At 51.3% G+C, this 20,922-nt stretch carries 15 protein-coding genes; 7 read left to right on the top strand and 8 right to left on the bottom strand.

Features of this window, described 5'->3' with window-relative positions; genetic code table 11:
• Positions 1 to 203 precede the first annotated feature (203 nt).
• On the top strand, positions 204 to 1,142 hold the full coding sequence (locus JNJ77_20285) for a polysaccharide deacetylase family protein (GenBank protein MBL8824937.1): 939 nt from the start codon (positions 204 to 206) through the stop codon (positions 1,140 to 1,142).
• Between the two features lie 94 nt (positions 1,143 to 1,236).
• Here the strand turns inward: JNJ77_20285 and JNJ77_20280 are convergent, their stop codons facing one another.
• The 8 genes from JNJ77_20280 to JNJ77_20245 form a co-directional block, all read right to left on the bottom strand.
• Positions 1,237 to 2,424: a methionine adenosyltransferase gene (locus tag JNJ77_20280; GenBank protein ID MBL8824936.1), complete on the bottom strand. Its 1,188-nt coding sequence runs from the start codon at positions 2,422 to 2,424 to the stop codon at positions 1,237 to 1,239.
• A gap of 282 nt (positions 2,425 to 2,706) precedes the next feature.
• A complete protein-coding gene (locus tag JNJ77_20275; protein ID MBL8824935.1) occupies positions 2,707 to 4,419 on the bottom strand; it encodes a glycosyltransferase family 39 protein in 1,713 nt (570 codons plus the stop codon).
• 176 nt (positions 4,420 to 4,595) lie between these two features.
• Positions 4,596 to 5,066 (bottom strand): hypothetical protein, encoded by a 471-nt coding sequence (locus JNJ77_20270; protein MBL8824934.1) that lies wholly within the window; start codon positions 5,064 to 5,066, stop codon positions 4,596 to 4,598.
• Complete coding sequence (locus JNJ77_20265) at positions 5,053 to 6,591, bottom strand: SpoVR family protein (GenBank protein MBL8824933.1); 1,539 nt, start codon at positions 6,589 to 6,591, stop codon at positions 5,053 to 5,055. The genes JNJ77_20270 and JNJ77_20265 overlap by 14 nt, the downstream gene beginning before the upstream one ends.
• 103 nt (positions 6,592 to 6,694) lie before the next feature.
• A complete protein-coding gene (locus tag JNJ77_20260; protein MBL8824932.1) occupies positions 6,695 to 7,222 on the bottom strand; it encodes a hypothetical protein in 528 nt (175 codons plus the stop codon).
• Between the two features lie 83 nt (positions 7,223 to 7,305).
• Positions 7,306 to 7,950 (bottom strand): phosphatase PAP2 family protein, encoded by a 645-nt coding sequence (locus JNJ77_20255; GenBank protein ID MBL8824931.1) that lies wholly within the window; start codon positions 7,948 to 7,950, stop codon positions 7,306 to 7,308.
• Between the two features lie 99 nt (positions 7,951 to 8,049).
• Positions 8,050 to 9,831 carry an STAS domain-containing protein gene (locus tag JNJ77_20250; protein ID MBL8824930.1) on the bottom strand — a complete coding sequence of 594 codons (1,782 nt, stop codon included), beginning with the start codon at positions 9,829 to 9,831 and terminating at the stop codon, positions 8,050 to 8,052.
• Entirely contained in the window at positions 9,828 to 10,175 is a 348-nt protein-coding gene (locus tag JNJ77_20245) for a helix-turn-helix transcriptional regulator (GenBank protein ID MBL8824929.1), read from the bottom strand. Before JNJ77_20245 ends, JNJ77_20250 begins: the two co-directional genes overlap by 4 nt.
• Before the next feature lie 530 nt (positions 10,176 to 10,705).
• Here JNJ77_20245 and JNJ77_20240 point away from each other — a divergent pair.
• The 6 genes from JNJ77_20240 (at position 10,706) to JNJ77_20215 (ending at position 20,905) form a co-directional block, all read left to right on the top strand.
• Positions 10,706 to 11,161 (top strand): hypothetical protein, encoded by a 456-nt coding sequence (locus JNJ77_20240; protein MBL8824928.1) that lies wholly within the window; start codon positions 10,706 to 10,708, stop codon positions 11,159 to 11,161.
• Between the two features lie 53 nt (positions 11,162 to 11,214).
• Positions 11,215 to 11,595 (top strand): ACT domain-containing protein, encoded by a 381-nt coding sequence (locus JNJ77_20235; protein ID MBL8824927.1) that lies wholly within the window; start codon positions 11,215 to 11,217, stop codon positions 11,593 to 11,595.
• 142 nt (positions 11,596 to 11,737) lie between these two features.
• Positions 11,738 to 14,539, top strand: a complete 2,802-nt coding sequence (locus tag JNJ77_20230; protein MBL8824926.1) for a HEAT repeat domain-containing protein — start codon at positions 11,738 to 11,740, stop codon at positions 14,537 to 14,539.
• 126 nt (positions 14,540 to 14,665) lie between these two features.
• Positions 14,666 to 16,552, top strand: coding sequence for a protein kinase (locus tag JNJ77_20225; protein MBL8824925.1), 1,887 nt, complete (start codon positions 14,666 to 14,668; stop codon positions 16,550 to 16,552).
• A 774-nt stretch (positions 16,553 to 17,326) separates the two neighbouring features.
• On the top strand, positions 17,327 to 19,156 hold the full coding sequence (gene lepA, locus JNJ77_20220) for an elongation factor 4 (GenBank protein ID MBL8824924.1): 1,830 nt from the start codon (positions 17,327 to 17,329) through the stop codon (positions 19,154 to 19,156).
• Positions 19,157 to 19,180: 24 nt separating this feature from the next.
• Positions 19,181 to 20,905: a hypothetical protein gene (locus JNJ77_20215; GenBank protein MBL8824923.1), complete on the top strand. Its 1,725-nt coding sequence runs from the start codon at positions 19,181 to 19,183 to the stop codon at positions 20,903 to 20,905.
• Positions 20,906 to 20,922: the final 17 nt, after the last annotated feature.

The raw sequence follows: 20,922 nt of genomic DNA, 5'->3' as shown, positions 1-20,922 counted from the left end.
GTTATCGTCAGCTTGACCGCTATCGGCTGTGGCGAAACCAAGAAGCCCAGCACTCCCGCTCCTGCTTCTGGTCCTGCTGCCAAGTAGTTTTAGACATGCTGAATTTTGAACCGGCTTCCCTTGGGAAGCCGGTTTTTTATTTGCACACTAAGTTTCATCCCATATGGTAGAATCGAACTCTTCTGTAGTCTGAGGTTTTCAACATGAACCTGTTATACTGCCTGCTGGCAGTACTGCCTGTTCCCATCAGTGAGCCGGTCACCTGGTCTACCAAGCTGGGATACCCTGCTGATAAACGAGTGATCATTCTGCATGCCGACGATATTGGTATGTGCTACGAAGCCAATGCTTCTGCCCAGCGGGCTCTCAGCAAGGGTGAATACCGCTCAGCTGCTGCCATGGTACCCTGCCCCTGGTTTAACGAAATGGCTGAATGGTGTGTCGCCAATCCGCATCATGATGTTGGATTGCATCTGGCCCTCACCAGCGAATGGAAAACCTACCGCTGGGGTTCCGTGGCTCCGAGAGATAAAGTTCCCGGCCTCCACGACAAGTTTGGTTACCTGCACCACAATGTTCCCGGCGTGGTGATGAACTCCAACGAAAAGGAAATTGAGACGGAACTGTTCGCCCAATACAACCGGGCAGTCAGCCTGGGTATGAAACCCAGCCACGTTGATACCCATATGGGAACTCTCTATGCCAAGCCCGAATTTACTCGTGCCTACATGAAACTGGCAGTGGAAAAACAGGTTCCAGCCATGGTGATTGAAATGACTCCGTACACCATGGACAAATTTCGCAAGCAGGGTTACCCCATGCGGGACGAAATGCTGCAACTGATTGCTGATTACCCACTGCCCAAGCTCGATGATTTTCACGCCGTAGAATCAGGCAAAACGTACGAAGAAAAGAAAAGTAAATTCTATACGCTGATTCGTTCGCTCAGACCCGGGTTGCATGAGATTATTTATCACCCATCCATTGATACCCCAGGCCTCAAGAAAATCACAGGCTCCTGGCAGCAGCGCATCTGGGAAGACAAGATGTTTGCTGATGCCGAGGTACAGGATTTCCTCAAAGAACAGGGCATCATCCTTTCCTCCTGGAAAGAAGTCATGGAACGGTTTCAGAAGAAATAAGCAAGAAAGATCTCAAACGTAAAGAAGCACGCTAAATAGCGTGCTTCTTTTCATTACTGCAAGACTGATGGCACGTTGAAAAGTGCCCAACGGGTTACTTGCCTGCTGCTTTTTTCAGTGAATCAGCTTTGTCGGTCTTTTCCCAACTGAATTCAGCGTTTTCACGGCCAAAATGGCCATGAGCTGCGGTTGCCTTGTAAATTGGCCTTCGCAGTTGCAGGCTCTCAATGATACCTTTGGGTGTCAACTGGAAGTGATCTCGCACGAGGCTGATCAACTTGTCTTCCGTTAAGCCACTCGCCAGGGTTCCATTGGTATTGACCCAGATGGAAAGCGGATCGGGATAACCGATTGCATAGGAAAGCTGTACTTCACATTCCTTCGCCAGCCCAGCAGCAACAACATTCTTGGCAATATAACGGGCAACATATGCTGCAGAACGATCTACCTTGGTGGGATCTTTGCCACTGAAAGCACCACCACCATGTCGGCCTCGGCCACCATAAGTATCGACAATGATCTTGCGGCCGGTCAAACCGCAATCGCCATGCGGGCCACCTTCCAGGAAGATGCCAGTGGGATTGATGTGGAAAATGATCTTGTCATTCACCAGGTCAGGCCGCTCGGCTTTCAAGGTAGGCAGCACTAGTTTCTGAATGATCTCTTCACGGGCTGCTGTAGAGAACTTCTTGCTGCTATCAATGACCGATTCATCGTGCTGGGTGGACAACACCACCGTATGAATACGGACAGGCTTGCCATGAGCATCGTATTCCACTGTCACCTGGCTCTTGGCATCGGGACGCACGAACTTAAGCTGTCCATTGCGACGCATAGTGGCATGGTTTTCCACCAGGCGATGTGAAAGATAAATAGGCAGTGGCATCAGCGACTTGGTTTCATCGCAGGCAAAGCCAAACATCATACCCTGATCGCCTGCACCGCCGGTATCCACACCAACTGAGATATCAGGCGATTGAGAATGGAGCAAGTTGACTACTTTAACCGTATCAGCAGCAAAGCCAATCTTGGGATCAACGTAACCAATTTCCCTGATGGTTTCGCGAACGATCTTGTCCACATTTTCCTGTGTCAACGGTGCCTTGGTGGTGATTTCGCCAGCCACGGTACAATGGTCGGTTGTCACCAGGGTTTCACAAGCCACCCGACTCATGGGATCGTGTTTCAGGCAAAAATCAAGAATCGCATCACTAACCTGATCGGCAACCTTATCCGGATGCCCCATGCTGACCGATTCGCTGGTAAAAAGATAATTCGACACCGCGCACTTCCTCCGAATATTCAGGCTGCTGGATCAAGGAGTTGTACCATCTGAGCGATTATTCTGCCTGGTACAGGGAAGTTGAAATTATAGTAATCCGATGAAGTGATGTAAGATGCAGAGCGATATTGTAAATCCAACTTCAATCCTGCCTAGAAAACCTCTCGCTCTATTGGTAACTTTGCTTGTATTCCTTGGCGTATTTTGGCGTCTTGGCGGTTAAAAATTGAACCGCCATGATGCCAAGGAGCGCCAGGAAAAAACACAATACAATTCGAGTTATCAATATTTCTGCACCGTAAGTCCAAACCCTGTTGGCTTCAGTTTCCTCGCAATGGTAACATTCCATTCTGCAACCACCAGTCCCTGTTCTCGTGCCTGCACGCGCTGCGTGGGTTCAATCTTTTCAAAAGCTTCTCGCACCTGTGGCGACAGTTCACCCACGATAATGGCATCTTTGCCTGCATAGTCTGCCGGATCGTGTAACGGGTTAGGCCGCCAGAAGTCATACTGACTGTAACGACTGCCTGTAACAGGCCCCAGGCAGAAAACCGTAGGCTGATCATGCAGATGAAACGCCAACGCACCGGTGTAACTCCAGGTGGAACCGAACAGTATGGGCTCCACTTTTTCTTGTTGTCGCAACTTGTTGACCTCGCTCGCAAGGGTATCCCAACCTTTGAGGCGGCATGTTGGATCCCATTTGCGCGGCGAAACCTGAGGCATCAACATCGCATGAATAGGATATAGCACTGAGCTGAAATGAATCATCAAGGATAGGCCAACGCCCAACCCCATGACGACATAGGTAGTCCGCCGCCAGCGTGGTGAAGTCCAGCGCTCCCAGAGCATCCAGCCTGCAAGAATAAGCCCAGTGATGTAGGCAGTTACGGTCCAATTCGGTTCTATTCTGACTTTGAAGCTGAATACCAGGCAAATCAACAGCATGGGCAGTGCCAAGCATGTCAGAAACAGTTGCTGCTGCAGCTGTGGGACACGATTATATCGTGTCTCTGTATTATCTTTAGCACGATACAATCGTGCTCCACAATTTGCAAAGCCCATGATCATCAGCACAAACCACAAGCCCATCAGCAGTGCAGCCTGGGTGCCAAAGAATTCCAGCGGGCCGAGCCAGCGAATGCCTGAAGTTGCAGTCGAAGCTCCCGTTGCCTGGGTGCCTACATGCAGGAAGGTGACCCAGTCGTGCTGGGCATTCCACCAGAGAATAGGGCCTCCGCCGATGACTGCTCCCGTGAGTGCCATCAGCCAGAAACCTGGGCGTAACAGTTCATGACGATGTGCCGGGCTGAGCAGGAGAAACAAGCCGAGGGATGGAACAAAGAGTGCCATGTTGTGTTTGGCCAATACGCCGATGGCGAGGATGAGGCCGAGAGTCAGCCATAGGAAATACTGCGTGGTATATGGTTGTTGTGCCCCCTCACCCCCAACCCATCTCCCTCCGGGGGAGAGGGGAGCAAACAAGATGCAGTGAGCAACGAGCACCGCCCACGTCCATGCACAGGCGTATGGGGCGTCGATGGTCATCAGCAAGCCGCCAACATGAATAAATGGCAGCGTGAGTGCAACCGCCAGGGCCAGAAATGCTAGGCGGGCATTGTTGAATATGCGGTTTACCAGCAGATAAATACCCAGCAGCATGAAGGCATTACACAGCACGGCAGGTAGCCTGACTGCAGGCATGACATCAGCGCCCCACAGATAACAGGAGACGCGAATCAGCCAGGCAACCAGCGGCCCTTTACTGTAGTAACACCAGTCGAGATGACGTGACCAGTCCCAGTAGTGAGCTTCATCGCTGGCTAGGCTGATGTTTTCAACTTGGCAAAGATATGTCACTCGTAGTGCAACGATCAGCAACAACAAACTGCAGGCAGCGAGGTGATATCCCCAGCCGGAGCGCATTGCATGAGACTGCACCGCCGGACGGGAATAGCGCAATGGTGAAACTGCAGTCGTGGAACCTGTCAACATGCATCGCATCCTTGCTGGCATGAACTGGCAAATCTGGCAATCAGTGAAACACCGATATGCCGTGGCAGGGTCGTACATGTACTCGTGTTCGACCCTGCAAATATACTACCCTCAGCAAGACTTCAGGGTCGAGATGGAGTACCATCACGACCCTGCCACAGCTTCCGAGTTATACATTAGCAGGCTAAATCCGTGATCAACTTGGCCAAGGCTTCCCGTGTCAACACAAAGGGTATTTCCTTGCGTTGTGCATTGATCGTAGAACCCTGATAACGCTTCAGTGTGGTTGCTCCATATTTGTTCAGCATCAATTCATAATAGATTCTGTGAGCATCCTGCGCTGCGGGTGTATCGCTGCGGAGCATCGCTTCGCCTTTACTGTCATCAATCTCGATGGCATTCAGTTTTTCCATCAGGCCTGTCACTTTGTTTGCCAGAATTTCGGCCCGGCCTTTGAGCGTTTCACTCACGGGCTTCTCGGGAGTGACTCGCAGCATGGACAATTCGATGGAAAGGCGATCCAGTTGATGCACTTCCATTTCCGCAGTCGCTGCAACTGCAGCATCGCGGACCAGCATGCGTTGGGGAAAGCTGCCCTGTGCCTTGAGTTCGTTCAGGGTCTTCAGGAGTGATTTATTGTTCGACATCGCTGTCTCCCATTCCCGTGGAACTGTGTTCGGTGCCATCAAAGGACAATATAGTCGCTTTGTCGTCGACAATGGTCTGCAGATGTACCGGCCGCGCCCAGATAGCCTGCAGGTTTGCTAAGGTATCATTCGCATGGCTGAGCTTCAGGTCAACCCCTTCATGACGATGGTGGAGCAGCAATTCGCCCCGATTCTTATAGTTGGCATCGACTACCGTTATCCACGGCTTGCCGAAATTTGTCAAGTTTGCCAGCAATCGTTGCTTTACTTTCTGAAATTCACGCGATTCTACCACATATTGCTTGCCATCTTCTTCATATTTGAACGAAAAGTAGCCTTGCTCCTCAGCAAATTCCGGGGTGAGGAAGGTATCAATGAAAGTGATGTCGCTGTAATGTTTGCGGACTTCGAAGATTTTCTGCTTGCCCAACCCCAGCTTACGATCCCAAGTGCGTCGCTTGTCAGCATCGTCGCATTCTTCCCATTCCTTACCGAACTGGCCCATGTTCCAGCGGCGTTCAATGTCGCGGAACAGCTCGATGCCCAGCTTGTAGGGGTTGATTCGGCCTCGGTAGGGGGCCATCGTGCCGCAGTGATGATCACAGTAGTCGATCATCTCAGATGGATGGAGGGCCTTCTGGGTCATGATGGTACTGTGCCAGTAGCTGGCCCAACCTTCGTTCATAATTTTGGTCATGCCCTGTGGGGCGAAGTAGTATGCTTCATCACGGACAATGCTGAGAATATCACGTTGCCAGGGTTTTAATGGTGCATGTTCGATCAGAAAGAGCAGCACATCCTTCATTGGCTGTTCTGGATAGCGATGCTCCGCCTGCTCGCTCTTCTTCTTGAGTTCCTCTGCCTCGGCTTTCAGCTTCGCTGCCGGGTTCATGAACTCGTTCATGTATTCCTTGCTCTTGAAGCGGGTAACGCGAGGTGAATCGTCCTGCTCCTCGGGCGTGAAATCATAACGGCTGCTGGCGACCCTGCGTTTGAATGCTGTTGAATGCACATCGATCAGATCATCGATGGACATGCAACGGTCAAGAAACGATTCCACCGCATCCTGGCCATACTTCTCCACATGTTGACGGATGCGTGAGCCGTGGTTGGCCATCTCATCCATCATCTTGCGACTGGTATGAGCGAAATAGGCATTGTTCTTGAAGAAATCGCAGTGGCCATAAACATGTGCCATGACCAGTTTCTGATCTACTGTGTGGTTGCAACGCATCAGGTAGGCATAACATGGGTCGTTATTGATGACCATTTCATAAATTTTGGATAAGCCATACTCGTAACTCTTTTTCAATTCCTCATACTGCATGCCGAACGACCAGTGGGGGTAGCGAGTCGGAAACCCGCCGTAGGCTGCCACTTCATTGAGATCGTCGGCATCGAGCACTTCAAAGATGGTCTCGTAGAAATCGAGACCATAGTCACGAGCGTAGCCTTCGATCTCGATCTGCAGGTTCCGCAGTTCGGGAGTCAGGCGAGTATCGTAAGTGGTGCCGAGAAGGGACATGGCTAAGTCCTGGAAGCTTCAATCAACCTATTGCATTTTACCCACAACCATCGTGACCAAAGGATACCCGCAAGCTAGTATGACAGGCAACCTCAATACACCGTTACCGCCAGACGAATTGTTTCAGTCTCATCCAGAGATACTCACAACGGTCAAAGAACTCTGCCCGCTCAATGGTAAGTGGCACCAAAGCCCATTTGAAGGCTCGGCCTGATTCATCGGTCAAAAGCCAAAGGCAATGAGTGCGATCGAACCAGTAGAGAACACGGCCTGTTCTGACATACCGCCATTTGAGATCTTTCATTGGCACAGTGAATGAATATTTGTCCAATCCTTTGTGATACAAGACCACGCCTTTCGTTGGGAAGTAGGCAGGTCGCAACTTGTAATGAATGGCATCTACCTTAAGAAAATCATCTTCAATATCCATACGATCATTTTCCGTTTGGCAAATTTCCTCATACTCAGATCGGGGAAAAGTCGTCTCTGAACCCAGGATGGCACGCACCTGTTCCAGCGACATCTTCATCTTGATCAAGTGAACATTCTCAGACAGAGGTGGACGCCCCTGCAGCAACAACACCAACAATGCAAGTGCAATTACATCGATAAGGAATGTTCGTGATCTCATCTGCAAGTTCCCTATTTGGGGATCCATGCGATTTTCGAAACATTGACTAGTAGAGACATCTTCTTGGGTCCTGGGTTATCAGCTTATTCTACTCTCCACCAGTGACTTCTCAAAATGAAAGCCAACTGCACCCAGAGCAAGCCGAGCAGCCAGCCTGCAAGCACGTCGCTGGGATGATGTACGCCAAGATAGACGCGAGTGTATCCAATCAGCACTACTAATAAGCATGCCACGGTGTAAGCAAATATCTGCAATCTGCGATGGCTGGTTCTCTTAGCATACACCGATGCCAGTGTAAAAAACACCACGGTTGACATCATGGCATGACCGCTGGGCAGACTCAACGAGCTTTCGGTCATCATGTGGGGCACGACTGTAGGCCGTTCACGCTGGTAAAGGAGTTTCATGCCTTCCATGGCAAACCAGCCGAAGAGGATGGTTAAAGCAATGAACCAGCCCGTTTTCCATTGACGATTCATCAAATGAAAAACCAGGGTCAGCACTGTCAGACTGGTCAACACTGTTCCGCTACCCATAGCGGTAATATCACGCATTACGCTTTGCTGCTTTACCGAACCGGCAGGATGAAACTCTGGACCTCCATCGCGGTTCAATCGCAGCAGCCAGGTATCAATCTCTTCGGTAGAACCGTTCGAAATGAGCCAGGAAACCAGTAACACCAGCAGCGAGGTAACGACTAGTGAGATAAGAATGGGGTTACGTTTCATCACATTGGCCTGTTGTTCAATAAACCTTGAATCTGCTGCTTGCGTACTATCTCAGAACTCATTCGATCATTCAAGAATAGATTGCCAAGGCGAACTGAATCAAGTTGGCATTTGACGATGTGACTCTGCGATGACCTGCCCGATTCCACCAAAGCCATCGTATATTTCAGTTGCACGACGTAATGCCGCTTCGATGTGAGGAAGAATGTTCTTCCTGCCGATGATTTTTCGCAACCGCGATCGCCAGATCAATAGTGCAGGCTGATGTTGTGCCCCGCACAACAAAAGCACCTTGCTCTGTCTGTGAACCTGTTCAGCAAAGGTTTCCATCGCATGGATGCCAGTACTGTCAATTGTCGTCATATGGTGCAGTTTGAGAATGATAATGGTGCCAGCACCGGAGAGTTCGGGAATCAGTTCTTCAAGCTTGGCGGTGGCGCCAAAAAGAAACGGCCCATGAATGCGATAGACGGTAACATACGCCGGAATGACTTTATCCTGCAACAGGTGGGCCCTGCCATCGTGCAGATAGTCGTTCGTGACTGGCAAAACTGCTGTTGAACCAGCCACCTGCTTGATGTAGAGCAAGGCCGCCAGCATCATTCCGACCTCAACGGCTATAGTCAGATCAGCAAACACCGTCAGTCCGAAAGTTGCTCCCCACACCAGACGGTCGGCCCACGATAGACGAAGGATTGACGGGATCTCCCGCCATTCGCCCATGTTGTAAGCGACGATCATGAGAATTCCTGCCAACACTGCCAGTGGGATATGCTGAGCCAGGGGTGCTGCAATCAGGAGAATAATGATTAACACGATGCCATGTGTAATGCCTGAGACAGGTGTTCTGGCACCGGAGCGGATGTTGGTAGCAGTGCGGGCAATGGCTCCCGTGATGGGTATTCCACCAAAGAACGGAACGATCAAATTGGCAGCGCCTTGAGCTACCAATTCTGCATCAGGGCGATGCTTGTCACCACTCATCGAATCAGCCACCACTGCCGATAACAGACTTTCGATAGCAGCTAGCATCGCCACTGTCATGGCACTGGGAAGCAGCTCTGCAAACATAGACAAATCAATGGGTGGCATTTGAATGGAAGGCAATCCTGAAGGAATCCCACCAAACCTGCTGCCAATGGTGTCTATACCCAGTCCGCAAGCCAAGCAGACTAGAGTTCCGGTAATCAGTGCAATAATGGAGCCGGGCACTCGCCTGGTGATGCGAGGCCAGATCAGAATGATGCCAACAGTCAGCGTCGCCAATCCGACACTGACCCATTGGAACGTGTGGGAATGGGAAAACAATGCCTGCATTCGATGAGCAAACTCACTAGGCACTTCACTCAGTTGAATGCCGAAGAAATCTTTGATCTGCGTGGAGGCAATCAGCACTGCAATGCCGTTGGTAAAACCGATGGTAACAGGCCGTGGGATGAATCGCACTGCTGCACCGAGGCCTGTAATTCCCATGAGTAGCAGGATGACACCTGACATGAGGGTACACATCAGCAATCCGCTGATGCCAAACTTCACCACAATGCCTGCAACGATGACGACAAAGGCACCTGTAGGCCCGGAAATCTGGCAACGCGAGCCGCCTAACGCAGAGACAACCAGACCACCAATGATTGCAGTGTAGATCCCTGCTTCGGGTTTCACGCCCGATGAGATAGCAAATGCCATGGCGAGTGGCAGTGCCACCAGGCCAACCGTGATCCCTGCGATCAGGTCTGCAATGGCATCCTGTATTCGATAATGCCTGAGCGAATCAACCAGCTTTGGCAATAATCTTTTCGGGTACCAGGGCCTGCTGCTGGTTGGTACAGGCGATGGGCGATGCCCCGTCTCTTGCTTTACTAGCAATCTAGACTGGTTCATTTTCGAATCACCTCCTTGGGAGGCGACATTTGCCGCAATGTTGCCATGGCTTCCTTGACATGCTGGTGGAAATACTGCTTGAGAATATCAAGCACCTTGCCCAGGATCGGATCACGCAAATGGTAAAAAACCTGATTGCCTTCCTTGCGAGCCAGGACAATGTTCTTGGAACGGAGCACTGACAGGTGCTGGGAGACATTCGCCTGCTCAATTCTGAGCGCATCCTGAATGTGGGTAACGGGTGTTTCACCACGATCACGCAGCAGTTCCACGATGGCTACGCGTGTTGGATTAGCCAATGCCTGGAAAATATCAGCTTTGAACTGCCTGAGTGCATCCTGCATGATTTCGAATACCATAAGTGAAAAAGTATATTCTAATTATCGAATATATTTGATTGGCTGTCAACCGAAACCTGAAAGTAACCAGTACCTTCCGAAAGAGATTGCCGGTTTTATCATCCCAGACTCATCGCCAGATGGGATATACCACCTTGTAGACTAGCGTGGATTATCAGTGAATAACTGATGTAGATGCTTCTTTGCATGTAAGCGCCTGTTTAGCATGGCAAGGTTATCTCGTTTGCTTACCCTGCCCAGGTTAATCGCATGAAGCATTTGCTCACGGTTTTTGTCATGCTGGCGAGTGTCTCGGTTGGTCATGCACATCGGTCAGTCGGAAGGGGTGGATGTGCTTTTCGAACGCCACACTCTGGTCGGCTTGCACCGGTACAGCCAGCAGAAACCCTACAAACATGAAGTATCAATGGGAACTGGTCATTTCTGTTTTTGCATCGAGTATTTGACACTAGATTAACTCACAGGCTTTCGAAGTGAAAGCTCATTGGAAAATACCCAAAAGCGAGTTGCGTGCAATGAAGCGTATTGTCTATTTTTTGATACAACTTCTGTTGACTAGGAAAATGCAGGCACAGCAGACTCTCGATCTGAATACGGTTACCGACAAGCTGGAGAAAGATGACAAGGCCGTTCTGAATCAGGGTAAAACGGAACTGTTGTCATACACCTTTCAACACGATTGCGAAACGGTTGATGCCATCGCTTTCAAGCCTGTTGTAGAGGGAAAGTATCCGGGGGTCCTACTGATGTCAGACTATTCTCGCACTGCAGCAGATTACTTTCCACTGGTGTTGCGGCTGGCTTGCAAAGGATATGCCTGTGTAGCTATCACACCTCGCGGGTTTGGCAAATCGACAGGAAAAGTTGATTTCGTCAGTGTTGCGAGACAAGTTAACCGAACTCAAGAAGCCTTTCGAAATCAAAACTTTTCCCGACAAAGAGCACAACATAGGCAGGCAGAATCTGAATGACAACACGATTGAGTTTTTCAATCGGAAGCTGAAGCCTGCCAGCAAATGAGAATATGACAAACAACAACTCACAAACCAGGCGATTACAGTTGCAACCTCGTTTGCATGATGGAGTTTATGTTTATTGCTGTGCCACTCAAGAATATGCGATTCCAACATCAGCTGTGTGTGTGGTTTGCGAGCCTGAGGGTAACACCTTGATACTTCCTGAACAAGAGGCACAACGACTTGAGTTGAAACCTGGCTTTCGTGCCGCCTGGATAACATTGGATACCCAGACCAATTTAACTGATGTGGGAATAACCGCTGTTATCTCCCAGGCACTGGCAGAGCAAGGCATCAGTTGCAACATGGTGGCGGGGTATTACCACGATCATCTGTTTGTACCGGCAGAACGAGGCGAAGAAGCGATCAGATTGATTGCTGGGTTGTAATGTTAGATTCCCGACAAGCACACTTTAATTTTCATCTATTCCCATAAATTCGCTTGATCGACCATCGATTTCAAAGATATGATTGAGCACGACCGCATAACTGGAGGGGCGTTTGCCCATGAAATGAGCTGGAGCCGCTATCATGATGCGAGTGAAATGCCCATATTGTCAGGGGCTTTTAGACGTTGTAGATGTACCGGCAGGTGGCGGGCAGGTGAATTGCCCGAGTTGCGGTAAGGTAATGACAATAAGTGGTCCAGCAACAGTACCAAGTAAGCCGGTAGTTCTTAAGCCGATCATCCCTCAACGTGCGCAGCCTATTGATGATGATGAAGTAATTGATTTGCCTCCTGCTCAGCCAACACGGCCAGCTGCACAACGTGCCATGCCAGCACAACCGATAGCCCCTCAACAGGCACAGCACAGTAGTAGGCAAACCACCACCCATCATCATGATGAGGAAAAGCATAAGCCTCGTCGGCCACGCAAAAAGAAGAAATCGGGCAATTACAACGTGCCATTGTTGGTTGGTGGCGGCATCGCATTGACTATCCTGGTAGTACTAGGCGTCGTGCTGATCAATACTCTCAATGACGCCAAGAAGCCTGTGAATATGGCTGTTGTCAGTGAGGCTTCTACCAAGCAGAAGAAGGCACAGGCTGAAAACGTTGCGGAAGAAAATGTGGCCTCGACTCCCAAAGGACGTGGGAACAATAATAGTTCAGACAAAGGCACTGAATCGTCTGAAGAGAATTTCTTCAACATTATCGGCAAAGGAAACGCTACTGAAAAGGAAAACAATTCCACTGCAAAATCCGGGCAGAGTGACAGCGACAATACAGTCCAGCCTTCTTCTTTTGCAGGCAGTTCCGAAGGCAGCGGCGCAGATGTCTATCCCTATGTTCTGAAATCTGCGACATTTATCCTTGCGGAAGTCAAGAACGGTCAAGCCGTAGCAGCAGGGAGCGGCTCATTGATTGACCGCAAGAACCGGCTGGTACTAACCAATCACCACGTAGCTGGCGATTCAAAACATATTGCAGTTTTCTTTCCTAATTATGACAAGGCTGGCAAGCTGGTGGCAGAGAAGAATCGCTTCATGCAGCAGTTCCGGAATCGTAATCTGCAAAAACAAATCATCGAAGCCAAAGTTATCGCGACTGACCCGGTTTGCGATCTCTGCATCCTCCAGTTAAAGCGTCTGCCCGAAGGCGTGGAGGCACTGCCTTTTGCCAAGCAGAGTTGCCGTGTAGGGCAGCGCGTCCATTCGATTGGCAACCCCGGCACCAGTGGAGCTCTCTGGGTATATGCTCCCGGCGTAGTACGTCAGACCTACCACTCAAACTGGAAAACCCAGAATGACGATCGTTCGACGCAAAACCACAAAGCGGATGTCATCGAAACGCAGTCACCCACCAATCATGGCGACAGCGGGGGGCCGTTAGTGAATGACCGTGGCGAACTGGTCGGCGTAACGCATGGCGGCACAGTAGATGGCCATGCATCCATCAGCATCTTCATTGACGTGTCTGAAGTCAAACGCTTTGTAGAAAAAGGCGTAAGAGAGAACCTGCGCCAGGAATTTGTTGCAGACAGTCGTGCGCCACTGACTATTGACGCCGCAGCGAATACTGCAGCACCCAGCAACCTCAGTCTTCCTGATCTCGTGAAATCTCTTTCCAGTACAGACAGCAGCGCCAAGGCCAAAGCTGCCGAGTCACTCGGTCTGATGGGAGAGAAGGCTCGTGACGCCATCCCTTCGCTTCTCAAACTCTTGACTGATCCTGATGAATTCGTGCGACGAACCACTATGACGGCATTGACCAAGATTGGAACTCCTTCCAAGTCTGATATCAATCTGCTGATCACAGCATTGAGCGATCCGAACGTGGAAATGCGACGTTATGCTGCGACCACGCTGGAGAAGATGGGCAGTGATGCCCGTAGCGTATCCAAGGAAATCCTCGCAGCGATGCGTGACACCGATCCGGTGGTTCGACAGGCATCTGCCCGAACCGTGGGGTTGTTTGGCCGGGATGTGAAAGATCTGGCCAAGGGACCGCTGGAAGAAATGCTTAAGGATAATGACCATGATAATCGTCTGGCTGCAGCTGCAGGGCTGGCAGGTATTCTCGGTTCCTCAGGCGAAGTGGATGGCCTGAGCAAACTGCTCAAGCATCAGGACACTGAGATTCGTGTCGTTGCTGCCAAGGCTTGCACCAAGCTAGGCAAGAATGCCAAACCGGTGTTGGGTGAATTACTGACCCTCGCCAAGGATGATACTGGCGAATTGCGAAAAAATGTGATCCAGCTCCTGGCACAACTTGATCCAAATGATGCGAAGTTGGGCATGAACCTGGTTATCGATTCAACCAAAGCCGGCGACAAGGAAACCAGACTGGTTGCGCTGGCGACGCTGGGAATCTATGCCAAGGAAATGCAGGGGCCAATGGTGGCTGCAATCAAGGAATGCTTGAAGGATAATGAACTTAAGCCAGCCTGTATCGATGCACTGAAAAAGCTGGCTCCATCGAGCAAGAATTCGCTGGGCTTGCTGGTCGAGTTGGCAAAAGACGACGATGCAACCACCAGTGATGCAGCGATCAAGGCGATTATCGACCTGGGACCAGCAGCAACGGGCGCTGTGTCCGAGTTGATCAAGCTCATGGATGTTTCCGGCAACGTGGTGACACGAGACGATGAAGCCCGAGTAACCAAGTTCGCAGAAGTACTCGCCAAAATCGGTAAGCCAGCTATCCCGACACTGCGCCGAGGGTTAGCCAGCCGAGGCATTACCCGGTGGGGTTGTGCGATCGCACTTGGCGAGATTGGGCCACCAGCCCGCGAAGCCGTGCGTGATCTGCAGGCACTGATGCAGCAGGAGCCGAATGAATTCGTCCGCAAGGATATTCAGGAAGCGATTCGAAAAATATTGGGGCAGTAGGACGTTTGTTGTCATCTCGACGGAGCGAGATGATTACAATCATGCATCGCAGGCATTTGCTGATAGGTTTCACATCAAGGTGCAGGTATAATACAAGTTGCATCTCAACTGGCCCCATATTATCACATGATTCTCGAAAGTGATTTACTGTTTGGCGTTCTGGCATGTTCAGCCAACCTCATTGACAGTAAGGCACTGATGGAAATGATTCGCGACTGGAAGCACGACCGTAATATTTCGTTTGCAGAACTGCTGACAGAACGAGCGAAGATCAAACCTACCGAACGAGATCGGCTCGATTCCCTGGTAAATGACCGGCTGGCTGCCAGTGAAGGCATCGAAGCGGATGCTCTCTCCAAGGCACTCGATGAGCTGAAGCAATTTATCGGCATCACTGAAGCAGCACAGGTTCAAAGTGCCATTTCCACTTTCCTGGGTGACCAGTTTACGATGATGCACACTCCAGCCAAGACGGGCAGCAGTTCCCTGGTGTCTGCCTCCACCCAGGCGGCGCCTATCATTCAGGCCCGACCTGTCCTGCAGATGAAAGGGCCTTTGCCAGGATCCGAACGCTACACCCGTACCTCGCTGCATGCGTCCGGCGGCATGGGAAGTGTCTGGCATGCTCACGATGCCAACATTGGCCGCGATGTGGCACTCAAAGAACTCAAACCCGAATATAAAACGGCAGGCACCGTTCCCCTGCGGTTTCTGCGTGAAGCGCGCATCACGGGTCAGTTGGAGCACCCTGGTATTGTGCCGGTATACGATATTGGCACTGATCCGGAAACTTCATTTCCCTACTACACCATGCGGTTTGTCAAAGGGCGAACCCTTTCCGAAGCCATCCAGACTTATCACCAGAAAAAGCAGACAGGCAAGGAAGAGCCGTTGGAGTTTGTCAGCCTGCTCAGTGCCTTCGTTTCACTTTGCCACACCATAGCCTATGCCCATTCCAAAGGAATCGTTCATCGCGACCTGAAGGGTGAGAACATCATTTTGGGAGATTTTGGCGAAGTCATCGTGCTCGACTGGGGACTGGCCAAACGGATGGGCCAGCAGGAAGACGATTTCGAAATGATTTCTTATTCCGACCAGCGGGTTAATCTGACGGAAGCAAGCAAGACCATCATGGGCGAAGTGATGGGAACGCCGGCGTATATGGCACCGGAGCAGGCCAATGGCAGGCTTGATATTGTAGGTCCCCGCACCGATATTTTCGGAGCCGGGGCAATCCTCTACGAGATTCTTACCGGTTTTCCTCCGTTCACCGGCGCTACCACGGTTGCAACGCTGAAGAAGGCACAACAGGCCGATATCATCCGTCCTCGCATGTATCAGAAGGAAATCTCCCCTGCCCTTGAAGCCATCTGCATGAAGGCCCTGGAGAAGGATCCGCAGAACCGGTATACCACTGCGAGTGAACTGGCGCTCGAAGTACAAGGCTGGCAGGATGCCCAGCGACGCAAAGCTGAACTCGAATTGCGACAGGCGGGCGAAAGGCTCATGAAACAGCAAGCCGTGCTGGTGGAACTCACCCGCAGTGAAGTGTTCGCCTCGAATGATCTTCAGAGAATTTATCACCGCATGATTGAAGCCTCTGCCCACACGCTGGGTGTGGAACGGGTCAGCGTCTGGCGGTACACGGAAGATCGACAGGCTATAGTGTGTCATCTGCTCTATGAGCGAAGCACCGGCAAAACCTCATCCGGCGTTGAACTTCGTGCTGCCGACTTCCCCAGTTATTTCAAAGCGTTAACCAACAGTGAAGTGATCCCGGCACATGATGCCCATACTGATCCATCCACCCGCGAGTTCAGCCAATCATACCTGACGCCGCTGAATATCGGCGCCATCATGGACGCACCCCTGCATATTGGAGGGAAAATGGAGGGCGTCGTCTGTCATGAACATGTTGGCTCGTCGCGGCACTGGACACCGGACGAACAGTTGTTTGCTATTGCGATTGCCAACCTGGTTTCACAGGCGATTAGTCATGCGGAGCGGGGTTAGTGTGGAAAGTCGTCCACCTGTATCGAAAATCGAAAAGGGGAGAATGTTAAGAACTGCATTATATTATGCGATCATAGGATGTATCGTGACACCGGCAATAGTTCTCGTTACCCTTGCTGGTGCCTATTATCTATTCGAGTGTTGCCAAGCCAGGCCCGATTGGGACAATGCTCACAGGTTCGCCATTGGTTGTTGCCGCACTTTTGTTCCCATATCAGCGTGCATTGGTTTCTTCGGTGGCATGTTAGGCTATTACGAAACCTATCAAGAGAAAGTTAAACCAAAACAATAAGCAATTTCTGATAATGACAACACTGAGAATTGTATGTTTGAGCAGTTTTTTGGGGGCAGTCGCGGTCTGCGTCATTGTCACGATCTTTATTTTCAGCGCCTGTTACGTAAGTGAATTTGCGCAATCGCCAGCCAATTGGGATGTTGCGTACACTACGGGCGTCTTTTTTCTTCAGATGTGTTTGCCCTTTGCCGCTATTCTGGGCCTGATAATTGGCGGTTTGGCAGGAGGGGCGTGGCATTCTGAGAGACAGAAAGTGAAGTGACTACTCTCTAGTAGAAGCGGCATCTTGCCGCTTCTGCAATCGCTCGTGGAGGTACTACTTTCGAAAACGTTACTGGGCTGTAGTGTGGACTCTCACCATTGCTGACGCGGCTGGAAGCCGCGTCTACTGTGGGGTCTTGTGAATACCCCCCTTTAACCATAAGAATATACCCGACAATACGATACATCACTCATTGAAGGAACTCTCGACGAGGCCTATGACCCCGCCGAAACTCATACGCAATTTCTGCATCATCGCTCACATTGATCATGGCAAAAGCACGCTGGCAGACCAGTTTCTGCTCAAGTGCAATGCCATCAGTGAACGGGATTTTCGTAACCAGGTGCTCGACGCCATGGACCTGGAACAGGAACGGGGGATCACGATCCAGATGCACCCGGTCACCATCTTTTATGAACTCAATGGCATCAAGTACGAACTGAACCTGATCGACACGCCCGGTCACGTCGATTTCAATTACGAAGTCTCTCGCAGCCTGGCTGCTTGCGAAGGCGCTATTCTGCTGGTCGATGCCTTCCAGGGTGTGCAGGCCCAGACAGTGCACAATGCCCTGCTCGCTTTGGAAGCTGGGCTGACCATCATTCCGGTGGTCAACAAGATTGATTTGCCTTACGCCCGTACCGATGAAGTCATCAGTGAGATGGAACATTCTCTGGGTATCTTCGGCGAGGAGGTACTCAAGGTTTCGGCGAAGGCCGGGCTGGGTATTGAAGAACTTATCCAGGCGATTATTGAGCGTGTGCCTAATCCGCTCACCAAAGTAATAGGCAGTGAACAGAGTGAAGAAGCAGCATTTGCAGAGCCGCTCAAAGCCCTGGTCTACAACAGCCACTTTGATTCGTACAAGGGTGTGGTTGTCTATATTCGTCTGATCGAAGGCGAACTGAAGCCTGGCCAGAAAGTGAAACTGATGGCAGGTTCGCAGGAATACGTGGTGCAGGAAATCGGTCAGTTCCGCCCCAAGGCCACTGCAGTCCAGAGCCTGCATTGTGGCCAGGTGGGTTACTTCACTGCCAACATCCGCAACCTGCGGGATGTCCGCATTGGTGACACCGTAACTGATGCCCTGAAACCTACCACCACTCCGCTGGCTGGTTACAAATCACCCAAGCCGATGGTCTTCAGCGGTCTGTACCCGGTGGATAGCAGCGAGTTTGAAGACCTTCGTGAGTCTCTTGAAAAATTAAGTCTGAATGATTCGAGTTTCACCTTCCTGCCCGAAACCAGTGAAGGACTTGGCTTTGGCTTCCGCTGCGGCTTCCTCGGTATGTTGCATCGCGAAATTATTCAGCAGCGCATCGAACGAGACAGCGGACTTGAACTGGTTCACACTGCCCCGAATGTGACTTACGAAATTCTAAAGAAGACGGGGGAAGTGATCACGGTCGATAACCCGCAAGCCGTGCCCGATACTGGCCAGATTGAAGAATTCCGCGAGCCGATTGTCCGCATTAGCTTCATTCTGCCTGCCGAGAACATTGGCGACCTGATGCAGATGTGTAATGAACGCCGGGGCACTTATGTCCGCACGGAATACCTAAGCCCCAAGCGGGCCATACTCGTTTTCGATATGCCTCTGGCGGAAGTGATTTACGATCTCTATGACCGGCTGAAATCGGTCACGCATGGCTATGGTACCATGGATTATGATGTCATTGGCTACCAGTCGGCTGACCTGGTGAAGATGGATGTGCTGGTGCATGGCAATCCGGTTGATGCCCTTTCCACTATTGTGCACCGGGCCTTTGCTGAACGGCGTGGACGAGCCTTGGTCAAGAAGTTACGATCCGAAATAGATCGCCATCAGTTTGAAATTGCCATCCAGGCAGCCATTGGCGGACGCATCATTGCCCGCGAAACGATCACGGCGATGCGGAAGAACGTGACCGCCAAGTGTTATGGCGGCGATATCAGCCGTAAAAAGAAGCTCTGGGCTAAACAGGCTAAGGGCAAGAAGCGAATGAAACAGGTAGGCCAGGTGGAGATACCGCAGGAAGCGTTCCTGGCGGTGCTCGAATCGGAATAATGCAGTCAGATTCATGAGGTTTGCATGTCCAGTTCCAATGATCAGCCACTCACCCCAGGTACTTTAGTGCAGCCCTATCGACAAACCAATGACGCGGTGCCTCCGCAAGACAAGCCTTTGTACGAAGAAGTGCGTGATGGCTGGCGGGAAACCTTCGAAACAGTTTCGTTCGTCGTTTTCCTGGTGCTGATGCTGAAAGCGTTTGTCGCAGAAGCCTATGTCATTCCCACTGGCTCGATGGCAACGACGCTGCTCGGTGACCATATGCATCTGCAGTGCCCGCGATGCAAGCAGAAATATACGGTCAATGCTTCCAATTCCGGACAACATCTGGAACAGGTGCAGGGCGATGGTGGCCGCAAGATTCTGAAGCTCGAAGGCTGCTGCCCGAACTGCCAGTATGTTATTTCCAACCCGGCCGATTCGGTGGATGGTGGCGATAAGGTTCTGGTGCTGAAGCCCATCTACGACATGTTCAAGCCTGCCCGACACGATACGGTGGTGTTCAAATATCCGCAGGGGCCGCAGAAGGATTTCGGCGCGTACAACTACATCAAGCGGCTGTGGGGGCTGCCTGGCGAAAAGCTGGCCATCTGGGGTGGCGATGTCTACCTCGTGGAAAACGACAAACTGAAGATCATCCGCAAGGCCCCCGACAAGATGCTGCACATGCGGCGGATTGTCAACAACAACGATCTGCTCAATCCACAATTCGCTCAGCCATTGACTACTGCCTGGGCGCCGCTGAATGAACAACTCGAAACGCCGTCTTCACCAAGTTGGGAATCGAGCAGCAATGGCACCGTCTGGTCGAGCAAGGCCCAGGCTGGAGATACGCAATGGCTGCGTTACGTGCATCGGTTTGAACCCACTCGTGCGGGTGGGTTTGCTGCAGGTGCACCCCACATCAAAGGGCCGCATCTGATCTCTGACTTCCTGGCTTACAACCATCTGGAAGGTCGGTTCCCGCTCGACTGGGTAGGCGATCTGATGGTCGAAACTGAAGTGGAAGTGCTCGAAAGCCAGGGGCAAATCACGTTTCAACTTAACAAGGGCGTGTACCGTGCAGAAGCATTGTTCAAGCTAGATAGTGGCGAATGCATCGTGACCCTTTTTAAGGATGGTAAAGAAATTAGCAGGCATCCAGGCAGCACTCCTCTGAACAAAACGGGCAAGCACCTGGTGCGGTTTGCCAACTTTGACCAACGGTTGACGCTCTGGGTAGGCTCGAAGCTGATCTTTGGCGATGGCATCGAATTCAATGAGCCACAGGAAGCTGACATGGGACCGCGAGTGAGCGACTTCCTGCCGGTGTCGGTAGGCGTGCAGAATGCCAAGACGGTGCTTCGCAAGCTGAGCATCTGGCGGGATATTTACTATTCCCGCGACCGCAGCCTGCAGGATGCCATGGTGAGTGCTGACGCCATGGCGGTAACTTTTGAAGATTTCAAGCAACTCGCTCGGCAAGGCAACTTGAACACGCAACGCCGCAGTGCCTGGCTGGCGTATTATCCCAATAGTGTGCAGTGGGAGAACCGCAACGGCACGATGGGGCAGCCTGTCTTTTATCCTGAAGTGGATAAGGATCACCCGAGCGATCGGTTCAATGCTGATGAGTATTTCATGCTGGGGGATAACAGCCAGGCCAGCCAGGACAGCCGCTTCTGGGGCCAGGTGCCCGAACGCCTACTGCTGGGCCAAGCCATCTGGGTCTACTGGCCGCTAAGGAATTTTTCTTCGATACGGTAGTTGGTGGCACTGCTTTC

It is taken from the genome of Planctomycetia bacterium (genome assembly GCA_016795155.1).
In the GTDB taxonomy this organism is placed as follows: domain Bacteria; phylum Planctomycetota; class Planctomycetia; order Gemmatales; family HRBIN36; genus JAEUIE01.
The sequence above is the reverse complement of the archived record's forward strand: the minus strand, read 5'-3'. Positions and strand labels throughout refer to the sequence as shown.